The following is a 15,552-nucleotide window of genomic DNA, read 5'->3' as shown; positions in this document are numbered from 1 at the left end:
ACGCGGCGCGGATGATCACCTCCCCCGCCTTTGCCGGTAAGCGTTACGCGGTGCTCGGCCTCGCGCGCTCGGGCGCGGCGGCCGCTGAGGCCCTGATCGCGAGCGGGGCGGAGGTGATCGGCTGGGACCGGCAGGATGTCGCGCGGGAGCCCTTCGTGGGCCGCTGCCGCTTGATCGATCCGCTGGAACTGGACCTGACCGGCTTTGCTGGCGTGGTCGTCTCGCCCGGCGTGCCGCTCAACTCGCACCCGATCGCGCCGCACGTCTGGCAATATGGTCTGCCGGTGATTGGCGATATCGAGCTGTTCGCCGCGGCCCGCGCCAGCCTGCCGCCGCACCGCGTGGTCGGCATCACCGGCACCAACGGCAAATCGACCACCACCGCGCTGACCCACCACATCCTCGCAAGCGCCGGTGTGCCTTGCGTGATGGGCGGCAATATTGGCGACCCGATCCTCGGGCAGGACCCGCTGCCCGAAGGCGGGGTCTATGTGCTCGAACTGTCGAGCTTTCAGATCGACCTCACCTTCACGCTCGATTGCGACATTGCCGCGCTGACCAACATCACGCCCGATCATCTCGACCGTTACGCCAGCTTTGAAGCCTATGCCGCTTCCAAGGAACGCCTGTTCGCCATGCAGCAGACCGGCACTGCGCTGATTTGCGACGAGGACGAGCCCACCCGCGCCATCGCGGACCGGCTGGCAGCGACGGGCAAGCCGCTGGTGCGCGTGCGGACCGCCGATCTTGCCGCGCAGGGCCTGGCCGAGGGGCGCTCGCCCTCGCTGGCCGGGCCGCACAATGCCCAGAACGCCGCCGTCGCGGTGGCCATCTGCCGCCAGCTCGGCCTGACCGACGCGCAGATCGCGCAGGGTCTCGCCACCTATCGCGGCCTCCCGCACCGGATGGAGCGCGTGTGCGAGGCGGGCGGCGTCACCTATATCAACGACAGCAAGGCGACCAACGCTGCTTCGGCCGCTCCGGCGCTGGCAGCATTCCCGCCCGATCCGGCGATCAATGATGGCGCGCCGCGCATCCACTGGATCGTCGGTGGCTTGCCCAAGGAAGATGGGCTGGGCGCCTGTGCCGACCATCTCGGCAATGTGGCGGCTGCCTATACCGTGGGGGAGGCCGGGCCGATGTTTGCCGATCTGCTCGAAGGTCAGGTCCTCACCCACCGCTGCGAGCTGATCAGCGAGGCTGTGCGCCGTGCGGCCGAAGCGGCGCGTCCGGGCGAGGTGGTGCTGCTCTCCCCCGCCTGCGCGTCCTACGATCAGTTCCGCGATTACGAGAAGCGCGGCACCCACTTCCGCCAGATGGTCGGGGTCATCACCGGCTGCGATCCGTGCGATGACGCTGCGAGCCGGAGCATTCTGCCATGACCGCTCCGGCCTATAGCTCCGCCCCCCGCGGGGCCGGCAATTTTCTCCCCCCTGTCCCGGTGCAGCGCCGCTGGCGCGATGCCCTGCGCATCTGGTGGCGCGAGATCGACAAGGTGCTGTTGCTGCTGATCGGCCTGCTGATGGCGATCGGCATCGTCGCGGTCGCTGCGGCCTCGCCTGCGAGCGCTGACCAGCTGTCCACCGCCAAGGAGCGCGTGGGTGATTTCATGTTCTTCAAGCGGCACATCGTGTTTCAGCTGATGGGGCTGACGCTGATGATCGGATTGTCGTTCCTCAACCGCGATCAGGCCCGGCGGCTGGGCATCCTGGTGGGTGCGGTGATGCTGGCGCTGCTGTTCGTGGTGCCGATCATCGGCGAGGAAAAGAACGGCGCCAAGCGCTGGATCAATGTCGGCATGAGCCTTCAGCCGTCCGAATTCCTCAAGCCCGGCTTTGCGATCATCTGCGCCTGGATCCTGAGCTGGCGCCTGCGCGATCCGGGCCTGCCGGTGGTTTGGTATGTCACCGGGCTGATGGGGCTGATCGCTGGCCTCCTGATGCTGCAACCCAACCTTGGCGACGCGATCCTGTTCGGCGGGATCTGGCTGGTGATGGTGCTGCTGGCGGGTGTCGCGTGGCAGCGCATTGCCTGGCTGATCGGCGCGGGCGTCGGCGCGCTGGGGCTGGCCTATGTGTTCTACGACAATGCCCGCCACCGGATCGACGGGTTTCTGGGCGGCGGCACCGCCTTCGATCAGGTTGACCTCGCCCAGCGCACCATCACGGCGGGTGGCTGGACCGGCACCGGCCTGTGGCTCGGCGTGAGGAAGATGAACCTGCCAGAGGCGCATACCGATTACATCTTCTCGGTGATCGGCGAGGAGTTCGGCCTGATCACCTGCGGGCTGATCGTGCTGCTCTACTGCGCGTTGGTGCTGCGCGTGCTGGTGCGGCTGGTGGGCGAGGACAATCTGTTCGCGCTGCTGGCGGCGACTGGCCTAATCACGCAATTCGGCGGGCAGGCCTTCATCAACATGCTGGTGAACCTCAAGCTGTTTCCCTCGAAGGGGATGACATTGCCGCTGATCTCCTATGGCGGTTCATCGACACTGGCGGTGTGCTTCACGCTTGGGCTATTGCTGGCGATCACCCGGCGCAATCCGTTCCTCGCTCGTGAGGGCGGCAGTTTGCGCGATCTGATCGAACGCAAGGACCCCGGCGCATGACCAGCCATACCCCAACCGGCGCTTCTCGCCACTATGTGCTGGCCGCAGGCGGCACCGGCGGGCACCTGATTCCAGCCTTTGCGCTGGCGGCAGAATTGCACGCTCGGGGTCATCATGTGGCGCTGATCACCGATGAACGCGGGGCGGCGATCCCGGGCAAGCCCGATTTCCTCACCGCCCATGTCCTGCCCGCCGGGCGCTTCGGCAAGAACCCGCTGGGCTGGCCGGCCGGGATCAGTGCCGTGCTGGAAGGCCGGGCGATGGCGCTGCGCCTGTTTGAAGCCTTCGCGCCCTCCGCAGTGGTCGGGTTCGGGGGCTATCCCGCGCTTCCCGCGCTGCTGGCGGCCACAGCGATCAAACTGCCGAGCATCGTCCACGAACAGAACGCGGTGCTGGGCCGGGTGAACCGCCTGCTGGCGGGCCGGGTGGACGCGATTGCGACCTCCTATGACAAGGTCGACCGGTTGAAGCCCAAGCACGCGCACAAGGTCCGCCTTACCGGCAACCCGGTGCGCGCCGAGGTTCTGGCCCTGCGCGACAAGGACTTCCCCGCCTTTACCGAAGAAAGCCTGCTGCGCATTCTGGTGACCGGCGGATCGCAGGGCGCGCGGGTGCTTTCGGAGGTGGTGCCCGATGGCCTCGCCATGCTGCCACCTGCGCTGCGACAGCGTTTGCAGGTGACCCAGCAATGCCGTGCCGAGGATCTGGAGACGGTGCGGGCGCGCTATGCCAGTCACGATATCCCGGCCGAGCTCGGCACCTATTTTGAGGATATGCACGAACGGTTGGCCGATGCGCATCTGTTCATCGGCCGCGCGGGCGCATCGACCATTGCCGAGCTGACCGCCGTGGGGCGTCCGGCGATCCTCGTCCCGCTGCCGATTGCGACCGACGATCACCAGGCGGTCAACACCCGCGAGATGGTCAAGGGCGGCGGCGCGCGGATGATCCGGCAGGATGCGTTCCAACCCAAGGAACTGGCCAAGCAGATTCAGGCGATGGCAATGAACCCGGCGAGCCTCGCCAATGCGGCGCATTGCGCCTTCAATTGCGGGCGGCCCGACGCGGCGAAGGACCTCGCTGACCTTGTCGAGAGCATGAGCGGGATCGATCTGATGGACGTGATCCGCGTCGGTGAGACCGCGCCGGCGGCCGCCCGTCTGCGCACCCGCGCCTCGACCGCCACCGCCGGCAGCGAAAAGACCGAGGAGCAGAACGCGGCATGAAGGGCGTGGGCACTGATATCGGCACGATCCACTTCGTCGGCATCGGCGGGATCGGCATGTCCGGCATCGCCGAGGTGATGCGTAACCTCGGATACACCGTCCAGGGCTCCGACATTGCCGAAGGCCCGAGCGTCGAGCGTCTGCGCGCGCGCGGGATCACGGTGCATATCGGCCACGCCAAGGAGAATGTGGAAGGTGTGGCGGTCGTCGTCACCTCCACCGCCGTGCGCCGCACCAACCCCGAAGTCGCCGCCGCGTTGGAAGCCCGCATCCCCGTGGTGCGCCGCGCCGAGATGCTGGCGGAACTGATGCGGCTCAAGTCCACCGTCGCGGTGGCTGGCACGCACGGCAAGACGACGACGACCAGCATGATCGCCACGCTGCTGGATGCGGGCGGGGTCGACCCGACTGTCATCAATGGCGGGATCATCGAGCAATATGGCTCCAACGCCCGCCTTGGCGATTCCGATTGGATGGTGGTCGAAGCCGACGAGAGCGACGGCAGCTTCCTGCGCCTCGACGGGACGATCGCAGTCGTTACGAACATAGATCCTGAACACCTTGACCACTACGGCGATTTCGACGGCGTGAAGCGCGCCTTCGTGGAGTTTATTCACAACGTCCCGTTCTATGGCGCGGCGGTGTTGTGCGTGGACCACCCCGAGGTGCAGGCGGTGATCGGACAGGTGCGCGATCGCAAGGTCGTGACCTATGGCTTCTCGCTGCAAGCCGACATCTGCGGGGTCAATGTCCGCAGTCTCGACGGCGGTAACAGCTTCGATGTGATCGTGCGCCAGCGCGGACCCAAGGACAGCCGTGAGGATCGCCGCATCGAGGGCGTGCACCTGCCGATGCCGGGGCGCCACAACGTCCAGAACGCGCTCGCCGCGATTGCCGTTGCGATCGAGATGGGCTGCTCGGACGAAGTGATCCGCACCGGCTTTGCCCGGTTCGGCGGCGTGCGGCGGCGCTTCACCAAGGTCGGCTCTGTCGCACTGGATGGCGGCGCGGTGACGGTGATTGACGATTACGCCCACCACCCGGTCGAAATCCGCGCCGTGCTCGGCGCTGCACGTGAGGCGGTGGCGGGGACCACGGGCCGCGTGATCGCAGTCGCCCAGCCGCACCGCTATTCGCGCCTCAATGATCTGATGGACGCGTTCCAGTTGTGCTTTGACGATGCCGATATCGCCTATGTCGCCCCGGTCTATCCGGCGGGCGAGGAGCCGCTGCCGGGGGTCGATCACACCGCGCTGGTTGCCGGAATGAAGGCGCGCGGACACCGTGCGGCGCGCGAGATCGCCGGGGCGGATGCGCTGGCGGAGACGCTGGCGGGCGAAATCCAGCCGGGCGACATGGTCGTATGCCTCGGAGCGGGCGACATCACGCGCTGGGCGGCGGGCCTCGCGCCTGCCATCACTGCCAAGCGGGACGCGGCATGAACCAGCCGGGCGACAGCTACGAATATGACAACGGCGCAGCCCCGACCTGCGCGGTCGAAGGCGGCGTCTCCGCGCCCGTCCCGCTCGAAGGCATTCGCGGCAAGCTGACCTGCAAGGCCCCGCTCGCGCCCTACACCTGGTTCAAGACCGGCGGCCCGGCCGACTGGCTGTTCGAACCGGCTGACATGGAAGACCTGAAGGCTTTCCTCGAACGATTGGACGGCGAGATCCCGGTGATGGCCCTGGGCCTCGGCTCGAACATGATCGTGCGCGACGGCGGGGTGCCCGGCGTGGTGGTGCGGTTGGGCAAGAGCTTCGCCAAGGTCGAGCACACGGGCGATATGGAACTCACCTGCGGCGGCGGGGCGAGCGGCATTCTGGTCGCCTCGACCGCGCGCGATCTCGGCATTGCAGGGCTTGAATTCCTGCGCGGCATCCCCGGCACGGTCGGCGGCTTCGTGCGCATGAACGGCGGCGCTTACGGGCGCGAGGTGGCCGATGTGCTGCTCGATTGCGCGGTGATCCTGCACGACGGCAGCTTCATCACGCTGAACGCCGAGGAACTCGACTACTCCTACCGCCACTCGGCCCTGCCCGATGGGGCGATCGTCGTGTCGGCCCGGTTCCGGGGCCATCCGGGCGATCCGGCCGCCATTGGCGCGGAAATGGACCGCATCGCCGCCGCGCGCGAAGCTTCGCAACCGCTGCGCACCAAGACCGGCGGGTCGACCTTCAAGAACCCCGAGGGCCACAAGGCCTGGCAGTTGGTGGATCAGGCGGGCTGCCGGGGCCTCACCCTAGGCGGCGCGCAGGTGAGCGAGAAGCACACCAACTTCCTCATCAACACCGGCACCGCCACCAGCGCCGATATCGAGGGGCTGGGCGAAATGGTGCGCGACAAGGTCTACGCCGCGACCGGCGTAAGCCTCGAATGGGAAATCCAGCGGGTGGGGCGGCCGTGAGGAACCACGCACCACAGCCGTTCGCCTCGAGCATAGTCGTGAGGCAGGAGAGCGGTGTCTCGACTTCGCTCGACACGAACGGAATTGAAGAATGATGTTTGACAAACCCCTCCACGTCGCGGTCCTGATGGGCGGCTGGGCGAACGAGCGGCAGGTGTCGCTGACCAGCGGCGCGGGTGTGGCCGATGCGCTCGAGAGCAAGGGGCACCGCGTCACCCGCATCGACATGGGGCGCGATGTCGCGCTCAGGCTGCATGAGGCCAAGCCCGATGTCGTCTTCAACGCCCTCCACGGCGTGCCGGGGGAGGACGGGACGGTGCAGGGGATGCTCGACCTGATGGGCCTTGCCTACACCCATTCGGGCCTCGCGACCTCGGTGATCGCGATCGACAAGCAGCTGACCAAGCAGGCGCTGGTGCCGCACGGCATCCCCATGCCGGGCGGGCGGATCGTGACGCGCGACGAGCTCTATCAGCGTGACCCGCTGCCGCGGCCCTATGTGCTCAAGCCCGTCAACGAGGGCTCCTCGGTCGGCGTCGCCATCGTCACCGAGAACAGCAATGTCGGCAACCCGATCTCCCCGGACGCGACCGGCCCCTGGCAGGAATTCGCCGAACTGCTCGCCGAGCCCTTCATCAAGGGCCGCGAGCTGACCGCCGCCGTGCTCGACGGCCCCGATGGCCCGCGCGCGCTGGGCGTCACCGAACTGGTCGTTGCCAACGGCTTCTACGACTACGAGAACAAGTACACCGCCGGGCGCACCGAGCACATCTTCCCCGCAAAACTCCCGCCCGAGATCACCGCTTTGTGCGAGGCCTATGCGGTCAAGGCGCATCAGGTCCTGGGCTGCAACGGCACCAGCCGCACCGATTTCCGCTGGGACGAGGAGGCGGGTGAGGACGGGCTGTTCGTGCTCGAGACCAACACCCAGCCGGGCATGACGCCGCTGAGCCTCGTGCCCGAACAGGCGGCGGGCTGCGGCATCCCTTATGCCGATCTGGTCGAGATGTTGGTGGCGGAAGCCTTGCGGGTGCACGCGGCGAAACAGGCGAAGGGGGGCGGCAATGGCACAGCAGATCAGGCGTAACGGCACCACCGGGGTCCGCCGCGCCGCCAAGTCGCAAAGCCGCAGCCAGACCGCGCGGCGCGCGCGCGGGCAGGCGAGCGGCATTCTCGACAAGGCGATGGGCGTGCTGCCTTTCACCGAGGAGCAGTGGAGCCGCATCTGGCTCGCCATGATCATCGGCACCGGCGTGGGCATCGCTTTCGTGATCGCCAGTCTCGCCGGCGTGCCCGCCTTGGCGCAGGCGCAAGTGGCGGCGATTGCGGCCGATGCCGGGTTCGAGGTGCGCCATGTGCGCGTCACCGGCACCGCGCGGATGGACGAACAGCAGGTCTATGCCCGCGCGCTCTCCACCCGCAATCAGGCCATGCCGGACGTCGATGTGGCCAAGCTGCGCGCGGAATTGCGGGCGCTGCCGTGGGTCAAGGACGCGCGGGTCTCGATCCAGCTTCCCCACACCCTCGCCATCGATATCGTCGAGCGTCAGCCGCACGCGGTGCTCGAACGGCCGGACCGGCTGATGCTGATCGATGCCACCGGGGTCGAGCTTGAGCCGGTCGCGCCGGAGAAAGCCAAGGGGATGCTGCGGCTCGCCGGACCGGGGGCGGGCAAGCAGGCACGTAGCCTCGAAACCCTGCTCGCCGCCGCACCGGCTTTGGCGCCCAAGGTTGAAGCGGCGGAATGGGTGGGCAACCGCCGCTGGAATCTCACCTTCCGCACCGGGCAATTGCTCGCGCTGCCCGAAGGCGAAGTCGAATCCGCGACCGCGCTGGTCAAGTTCGCGAAGCTCGATGGCCAGAACCGGCTGCTCGGCGGCAAGGTGCTGGCCTTCGACATGCGCACGCCGCCGCGGCTCTATCTGCGCCTGCCGGAAGGTGTCGCCCAGCCCAAGGTCGTGGGCGCGGCGGAAGCAGGGGAGACCACCTGATGGCGTCACGCCCCGCCAGTCAACGCCGCCTCGCGCGCACCTATGCCGCCGTGAATGTCGGGAGCTTCCGCATCTCGGCGATGATCATGGGTGAGACCGAGAGCGGCGAATTGCAGGTGCTCGGCTCGGGCCACCGCGCCAGCGCCGGGATCAAGCGCGGCTATGTCACCGACATGACCGCCGCCGCCCACGCGATCCGCGATGCAGTGGAACGCGCGGAGAAAAGCGCCAATACGCCGGTCAGGAGCGTGTGGATCGCCTGTGCGGGCGCCGGGCTCGCCAGCCATGTGGTCGCGGTCGATATCGAGATCGGCGGGCGGCGGATCGAGGATGAGGATGTCGAGCAGCTGCTGATCCAGGCGCAGGACATGATCCAGCCCGATGGCCGCCGGGTGCTCCATGCGCAGCCTGCGCATTACACCTTGGACGGCGCGCATGGCGTGGCAAATCCGCGCGGGCTCCATGCCGAGCGGCTGGGTGTCGATATCCATGTGATGCTGGCGGATGGCGCGCCGGTCAGGAACCTGACCGAAGCGGTGCAAAGCGCGCATCTCGACGTCGAAGGCGTGGTCGCAGCGCCGCTGGCGGCGGGTCATGCCTGCCTCACCCCCGAGGAACGCGAACTCGGTGTTGCGCTGGTCGAGATCGGGGCGGATATCACCAATGTCGCGGTGTTTGCGGGCGGGATGCTGCTGGGGCTCCATGCCATTCCGATGGGTTCGGCTGGCATCACCGATGCGATCGCCAGCAGCTTCGGCATCCGCCGTTCGCAGGCCGAGCGGCTGAAGTGCGTCGCTGGCTCGGCAATCGCCAGCCCGGCCGATCATCGCGAACTCATCCCCGTCAATGGCCCGGGCGAGGGCGGCGGCGAGGGCGCGCCGGTCGGCCCGCTCGCGCGCGGGGCGGATGACAAGAACCGCATCTTGCGCGCCGAACTGGTCGCGGTGGTGACGCAGCAGCTTTCGTTATTGACCGGTGAGATCGGCAAGGCGCTCAAAAGCATGGGTTTTGCCGGATCGCGCGCGGGTCAGGTGGTGCTGACCGGGGGCGGGGCAGAGCTTGCCGGGATGGCCGATTTCATGCAGGGCGCGCTGGGGCAGCCCGTACGGCTTGGCCGTCCGCCGCAGCTGTCCGGGATGCCCGAAGCCCACCACGCACCTGGTTTTGCAACGCTGGCAGGGCTGTGCCTTTATGCCGCCGAAGACCCGGTCGATATCCGCGCGGTGGGCGCTGGACGAGGTGGGGTGTACCGTGCCTTTGCACGCGAAACCGGGATGATGGCATTGCTTGCGCGGCTGGTACGGGCTGTGAAGGAGTACTTCTAGCCGGGTCGCCCAAGCGACAGCCGACTGACGGGCAAACCTTGCACTGTGGATAAGGACGTCGTCGGTATAAAATATACACCTTGATTATGTCACAGACACTAACCGCGGGCCGTAGTAAGAGAAATTCCTGCACCTGCGCCTGGAGGACAAGCTGATGAGCATCAATATCGGACCCGCGGCGACTGACGATCTGCGCCCCCGTATCACCGTGATCGGGATCGGCGGGGCCGGCGGCAATGCGATTGCGAACATGATCGCAGCCGAGATTGAGGGCGTGGAATTCATCGTTGCCAACACCGACGCGCAGGCGCTCGCCTCGTCACCGGCTGAGCGGCGCATCCAGCTTGGCCCGGATATTACCGGCGGCCTTGGTGCAGGCGCCCGGCCCGAGGTCGGCAAGGCCGCTGCGGAAGAAACCGTCGCCGAGATCGAAAAGGCGCTTGAAGGCGTCAACATGTGCTTCATCGCGGCCGGGATGGGCGGCGGCACCGGCACGGGCGCTGCGCCTGTGATCGCGGAAGCTGCGCGCCGCATGGGCGTGCTGACCGTCGGCGTGGTGACCAAGCCGTTCCTGTTCGAAGGCACCCGCCGGATGCGCGCGGCGGAAGCCGGGATCGAGGAGCTCCAGAGCCAGGTCGACACGCTGATCGTGATCCCGAACCAGAACCTGTTCCTCGTCGCCAAGGCGGAGACCACCTTCAAGGAAGCCTTCCAGCTGGCTGACGAAGTGCTCCAGCAGGGCGTGCGCTCGATCACCGACCTGATGGTGATGCCGGGCCTCATCAACCTCGACTTTGCCGACGTCCGATCCGTGATGAGCGAGATGGGCAAGGCGATGATGGGCACTGGCGAGGGCGAGGGTGAAAATCGCGCACTTGACGCGGCCGAACAGGCGATCGCCAACCCGCTGCTTGATGGCGTCAGCATGGCCGGCGCGCGCGGGGTGATCATCTCGATCATCGGCGGCGAGGATATGCGCCTGCTCGAAGTCGATGAAGCCGCCAATCACATCCGCGAGCTGGTCGACGAGGACGCCAACATCATCTGGGGCAGCGCCTTCAACCCTGACCTCAAGGGCAAGATCCGTGTTTCGGTGGTCGCCACCGGGATCGAACAGAGCGCCATCGGCCATGTCGAGCGGTCGCAATCGGTCTCGCTCGGCGCGTCGCGTGCGCCCAAGCGGCCCGTGCTGGAGCTTTCGGAAGACGAAGGCCTGACCGAATTGCCGCCGGTGGCACCGACCCCTGAGCCGGAACCGCCTGCGGCCTATGAACCGCCCGCGGCTGCCGCGCCCGCGCCCGCCAGCTATGAGGAAGACACCCTCGACCTGTCGGACGAAGCGGAAGACGCCGATTACCCGCCCGCCGCGCCTTTCGAACTGAGCGGGATGCAGGCCGGCGACGATTACGGCGACGAGTATGATGACGATGTCGACGACATCGTCGATCCGCTCGCCGGGTTGCGCGGCGCGGACGAAGCCGGACCCTATGGCGAGCCGGCAGCCGCGGCCCCTGCACCTGCCGCGGACAATGAAGGCACGCTCGATCTGGGCGACAGCTATTCCACTTACGAGGACGAGCCGGTGCAGGACGATCTGCTCGCCAATGCCGACCGTCTGGCGGCGCAGGACCGTCCGGTGGAAGCCAAGCTTGGCGGCGGACGTCGCCGGTCGCTGCTCGGCGGCGGGAGCGACGATAGCGGCGGCGGTTCGGGTGCCGGCAGCACGCTGTTCGAACGCATGGCCAACCTGTCGCGCAGCAGCTCGCGCGATGACGAGGACGACGATGACGGCGATGATGGCCCGGCGCTCAGCATTCCGCGTTTCCTTGGGCGACAGAACAACCAGTAAGGTCAGGCCAGAACGCCGTCTGGCGCGCGTGCGGCGCGATTGGTCGCGCGCCGCCAACCGGCCACTGGCGGGCGGCGACAGGCACGCTAGAGCATGACCATGGTGTCGCGCCTTTCCGTTCTGGCTTTGAACGCTGCCCTGCTCGGCGGCCTGCCAGCCGCTGTAGCGGCGCAGGAGACGATTTCCCAACCCGTCGTCCAGGCGCTTCCCGCGCCGGAAGCCCAGCGTCTCAACCGCGCGCTGGTGGCCCTGGCCAAGGCGCCGCGTGACCGCGATGCGTTGATCGAGGCGGGGCAGGCCTCGCTCGGCGTCGAGGATCTGGAAGCGGCCATCGGTTTCTTCGGCCGCGCGGCGGACGTCGATCCCGGCCACCCCGGCGCGGCGCTGGGGCTCGGCTCGGTCTATCTGCGCGCAGGCCGTGCGGGCGAGGCCTTGCAGCAATTCGAGCGTGCCTTGGCGGGCGGGGCGGATGAACGTGTCGTGCTGACCGATCAGGCGCTCAGTTTCGATCTCATCGGCGAACAGGCCACCGCGCAAACCGCCTATTCCCGCGCGCTCGCGCTTGATCCCAGCAATGACGAGGCGCGCCGCCGACTTGCGGTAAGCTACGCAATCTCCGGCAACCGCGCCCGGTTTGAAGAGACCTTGCGGCCCCTGCTCGACAGGCGCGACATGGCCGCGCAGCGCGCACGGGCCTTCGGCCTTGCGATCATGGGCGAAAGCGACCGCGCGACCGTGATCGTCGAACAGGTGATGCCGCGCGATCTGGCGACCCGGCTGGTGCCCTACCTTGGTTACATGCCGCGCCTGACCAAGCCGCAGCAAGCCGCCGCAGCCAATCTCGGGATATTCCCGCGCGCCGCCGATATCGGGCGCGATGATCCGCGCCTTGCGCGCTTTGCCGCCGAGGAGCGGGCAGGGAGCAAGCTCGCCCCGTCAGGCCCTCTGCTGGATGCGCGGACCGTTCCCCCCGCCACCCAGACGCCTACGCCGGAACCCGCACGGGTCGCGACGGTCGCCCCGGTTACGGTCACGACCGTAGCCGCGCTGGAGCCTGCGCCAACCCTCGCTGCGGCGCCGCCCGTGCCGCCGCCACCCCCGCCTGCGCCGCCCGTGCGCGTGGCCGATGCCTTTGCCGACCTCGTCAACGCCCCGCTCCCCGATGCGCGGGTCAGCGGCGACGTAGTCGATATTTCGCGAATCACGGTGAAGCGCGAACTGCCTCCGCCGCCGCCTGAAAAGGCCAAGCCCAAGGAACCGGCCAAGCCCAAGGAGCCACCCAAGCCGGTCCACCCCAGCCGCGTCTGGGTGCAGGTGGCGACCGGCAAGAACGTCAAGGCGCTCGGATTCGATTGGCGGCGCATCGCGAAGGAAGGCGGCGCGTCGCTTGCCAAGCTCAAGCCGCACACCACCCGCTGGGGCGAGGCAAACCGCTTGCTGGCCGGGCCGATCGACAGTCGTGACAAGGCGCAGGCCTTGCTGCGCGAGCTCAAGGCCAAGGGGATCGACAGCTTCCTCTATGTGAGCCCGGAAGGCGAAGAAATTCAGCCAGTTAAGTAGACTTTTGCGTCAACTGTGCACGATCTTTGCACAGGCTTTGCACAGCTCTGTCCGGTTCTCCCCAGCCGCTCTGGGGTGGGCGATTGCCAACCATGCCCCAACCCGTTCATGCGTTGCCCCAATGGTGCAAACGACCCTCCCCCCCGCGTTCCCCCGGCCATGAGAGTGCAAGACATGGACTATTCCGCCGAGGACGATGCCGCCCCCGTCGAGATGCTCGCCAGCCTGTTTGCCGCGCGTGGATGGCCGTGTGAGCTGGTCTCGGATGACGAGATGACGGGCGAAGTGCAGGGCAGCTGGGCCAATTACCAGCTGCGCGCGATCTGGCGGGCCGAGGACGGGGTGCTCCAGTTTCTGTGCCTTCCCGATATCCGCGTGACGGAGGACAAGCGCGGGGCCGCCTATGAGCTGCTCTGTCTGGTCAACGAACAGGTGTGGCTCGGCCATTTCGACATCTGGTCGAACGGCGATGTGCTGCTTTACCGCCACGGTGCCCTGCTGGGCGAGCACGGCCGGCTGAGCATCGACATGGCGCAGGCGCTGGTCGAATGCGCGATCGACGAATGCGACCGGTTCTACCCGGCATTCCAGTTCGTGCTGTGGGGCGGCAAAACCCCGCGCGAGGCGCTGGATGCCGCGATGGTTGACGCGGCGGGCGAGGCTTAACACAACGTCCCTTCGGGCTGCGCTGGTCGAAGCCGCGTGTTTTCTTTTGTCCCTCTATTGGAAGTCGAAGAACAGCCCTTCGACTGGCTCAGGGCGAACGGGTGTTGTGATATGCTGAACCACCTCCTCATCATCGGCTGCGGCAATATGGGCGGAGCGATGCTGGCCGGGTGGCTGGCGGCGGGCGAAGATCCGGCGCGGTTTGCCGTGCTCGATCCCGCTTTGCCCGAAGCGCCCGAGGGCGTGGCGCTCTACCGCGATGCCGCCGAAGTGCCGAGAGCGCATGATGCCGTGCTGCTCGGGTTCAAGCCGCAGCAATTGGGGGCGCTCGGGCCGGGCTTGCAGGAGCTGAACGAGGGGCGGACGGTGTGCTCGCTCCTCGCCGGGATCACCCGCGCGCAGCTCGCAGCGGCTTTCCCGACCGCCAGCGCGCATATCCGGGTGATGCCGAACCTGGCTGCGCGTATCAACAAGTCGCCGGTAATCCTGTGCGAGGCCGGACTGGGCGAGGCAGCCCGCACGGCCGCCTTCGCGCTGTTCGACACCCTTGGCAGCGCCGTGTTGCTGGCGGACGAGGCGCAATTCGATCTTGTCACCGCGCTGGCCGGTTCGGGGCCGGGTTTCGTCTATCGGTTCATTGACGCGCTGGCAGGAGCGGCCGTCGATCTCGGGCTCGACGAGCAGACCGCTGCCAGCCTCGCGCTTGCCACGGTCGAGGGCGCGGCGGCTTTGGCAGCGGCATCGGATGTCGGGCCGGCCACGCTCGCCGACCGGGTCGCCAGTCCCGGCGGGATGACGCGCGAAGGCCTCAACGTGCTCGACGAAGGCGCAGCCCTGCGCCGCCTGCTGGCCGATACCTTGCGGGCCACGCGCGACAAGGGTGCGGCGCTGTCGAAAGGTAGTTAAGATTAACATCGGTTAAGCTGAATGGATTGCGCGCTTTGCAATCCGGTTTCGCTTGAAATGCGCCAAGGAAACCCCGATATTCCCCCCATTGGAGAGCGCGGGCATGTCCGTGCTCCGATAGGAAAGGCTAAGGGTTTCGCAATGGCTGACTGGAATGACACCTCGCGCAATGCGCAGCGTTTGGGCTCCGTGCCCCGCGCCGGAGGCGATGTCGCCGGCCGCGCAAGCTATGATGAGGGCCTGCGCAAGCACATGCTCTCGATCTACAACTACATGACTTCGGGTATTCTGCTGACCGGGATTGTCGCGCTGCTGGCCTTCACCAGCGGTCTGGCGGCGACGATCTTCACCGGCGGGATCCTGCGCTGGATCGTCGCGCTGTCGCCGATGGCCATCGTTTTTGCGATGAGCTTTGGTGCCAACCGCTTCAGCACCGCCACGCTTCAGCTGATGTTCTGGGGCTTCGCCACGCTGATGGGTCTGTCGCTGTCTTCGGTGTTCCTGGTTTACACCGGCGGCTCGATCGCCACGACCTTCTTCGCCACCGCGGCGGCCTTTGCCGGCCTGTCGCTCTATGGCTACACGACCAAGCGGAGCCTCTCCGGCATGGGCAGCTTCCTGATCATGGGCGTGATCGGCCTGCTGGTGGCGATGGTCATCAACCTGTTCCTGCAGAGCCCGGCGTTCCATTACGCCATCAGCTTCATCGGCGTGCTGATCTTCGCGGGTCTCACCGCCTATGACACGCAGCGCCTGAAGAATGAGTATGAGTATCTGCGCGGCACCCAGTTCGCTGGCAAGGCCGTCGTACTTGGCGCGCTGAGCCTCTATCTGGACTTCATCAACATGTTCCAGTTCCTGCTCAGCTTCCTCGGCAATCGGGAATAACCAATCTGCATCAGGCAACCGCCTGACACAGGTGTTGAAATGTCGGATGCCCGGGGCCTTCCACAGGCTCCGGGCATTTGCTTTGTCGGCGCGGGCGGCTATCCCCGACGCTTCAGGTTGGAGCAAGCC

General features: G+C 67.1%; 13 protein-coding genes. All 13 read left to right on the top strand.

Features of this window, described 5'->3' with window-relative positions:
* Positions 1-11 precede the first annotated feature (11 nt).
* The 13 genes from murD to ACLBKT_RS09540 all read left to right on the top strand — a co-directional run bounded on the left by murD (position 12) and on the right by ACLBKT_RS09540 (position 15,423).
* Positions 12-1,382: a UDP-N-acetylmuramoyl-L-alanine--D-glutamate ligase gene (gene murD / locus ACLBKT_RS09600; RefSeq protein ID WP_410182688.1), complete on the top strand. Its 1,371-nt coding sequence runs from the start codon at positions 12-14 to the stop codon at positions 1,380-1,382.
* Complete coding sequence (locus ACLBKT_RS09595) at positions 1,379-2,608, top strand: FtsW/RodA/SpoVE family cell cycle protein (RefSeq protein WP_410182687.1); 1,230 nt, start codon at positions 1,379-1,381, stop codon at positions 2,606-2,608. Before murD ends, ACLBKT_RS09595 begins: the two co-directional genes overlap by 4 nt.
* Positions 2,605-3,834: an undecaprenyldiphospho-muramoylpentapeptide beta-N-acetylglucosaminyltransferase gene (gene murG / locus ACLBKT_RS09590; RefSeq protein WP_410182686.1), complete on the top strand. Its 1,230-nt coding sequence runs from the start codon at positions 2,605-2,607 to the stop codon at positions 3,832-3,834. Before ACLBKT_RS09595 ends, murG begins: the two co-directional genes overlap by 4 nt.
* Positions 3,831-5,276 carry a UDP-N-acetylmuramate--L-alanine ligase gene (gene murC, locus ACLBKT_RS09585; RefSeq protein WP_410182685.1) on the top strand — a complete coding sequence of 482 codons (1,446 nt, stop codon included), beginning with the start codon at positions 3,831-3,833 and terminating at the stop codon, positions 5,274-5,276. Before murG ends, murC begins: the two co-directional genes overlap by 4 nt.
* Entirely contained in the window at positions 5,273-6,238 is a 966-nt protein-coding gene (gene murB / locus ACLBKT_RS09580) for a UDP-N-acetylmuramate dehydrogenase (protein WP_410182684.1), read from the top strand. The genes murC and murB overlap by 4 nt, the downstream gene beginning before the upstream one ends.
* A 91-nt stretch (positions 6,239-6,329) precedes the next feature.
* Entirely contained in the window at positions 6,330-7,325 is a 996-nt protein-coding gene (locus ACLBKT_RS09575) for a D-alanine--D-alanine ligase (protein WP_410182683.1), read from the top strand.
* Positions 7,303-8,229 (top strand): cell division protein FtsQ/DivIB, encoded by a 927-nt coding sequence (locus ACLBKT_RS09570; protein ID WP_410182682.1) that lies wholly within the window; start codon positions 7,303-7,305, stop codon positions 8,227-8,229. The genes ACLBKT_RS09575 and ACLBKT_RS09570 overlap by 23 nt, the downstream gene beginning before the upstream one ends.
* Entirely contained in the window at positions 8,229-9,554 is a 1,326-nt protein-coding gene (gene ftsA, locus ACLBKT_RS09565; RefSeq protein WP_410182681.1) for a cell division protein FtsA, read from the top strand. The genes ACLBKT_RS09570 and ftsA overlap by 1 nt, the downstream gene beginning before the upstream one ends.
* 154 nt (positions 9,555-9,708) lie before the next feature.
* Positions 9,709-11,403, top strand: a complete 1,695-nt coding sequence (gene ftsZ, locus ACLBKT_RS09560; protein WP_410182680.1) for a cell division protein FtsZ — start codon at positions 9,709-9,711, stop codon at positions 11,401-11,403.
* Between the two features lie 93 nt (positions 11,404-11,496).
* Positions 11,497-12,963 carry a tetratricopeptide repeat protein gene (locus tag ACLBKT_RS09555; RefSeq protein WP_410182679.1) on the top strand — a complete coding sequence of 489 codons (1,467 nt, stop codon included), beginning with the start codon at positions 11,497-11,499 and terminating at the stop codon, positions 12,961-12,963.
* 159 nt (positions 12,964-13,122) lie between these two features.
* Positions 13,123-13,629: a YbjN domain-containing protein gene (locus ACLBKT_RS09550; RefSeq protein ID WP_234032071.1), complete on the top strand. Its 507-nt coding sequence runs from the start codon at positions 13,123-13,125 to the stop codon at positions 13,627-13,629.
* A gap of 111 nt (positions 13,630-13,740) precedes the next feature.
* Positions 13,741-14,535 carry a pyrroline-5-carboxylate reductase family protein gene (locus ACLBKT_RS09545; protein WP_410182678.1) on the top strand — a complete coding sequence of 265 codons (795 nt, stop codon included), beginning with the start codon at positions 13,741-13,743 and terminating at the stop codon, positions 14,533-14,535.
* A gap of 141 nt (positions 14,536-14,676) precedes the next feature.
* Positions 14,677-15,423, top strand: coding sequence for a Bax inhibitor-1 family protein (locus tag ACLBKT_RS09540; RefSeq protein ID WP_410182677.1), 747 nt, complete (start codon positions 14,677-14,679; stop codon positions 15,421-15,423).
* The last annotated feature ends 129 nt before the right edge of the window (positions 15,424-15,552 follow it).

The sequence above is a fragment of the Erythrobacter sp. W302b genome (assembly GCF_046452395.1).
GTDB lineage: Bacteria > Pseudomonadota > Alphaproteobacteria > Sphingomonadales > Sphingomonadaceae > Erythrobacter.
This window is presented reverse-complemented; position numbering and strand designations above follow the sequence as displayed.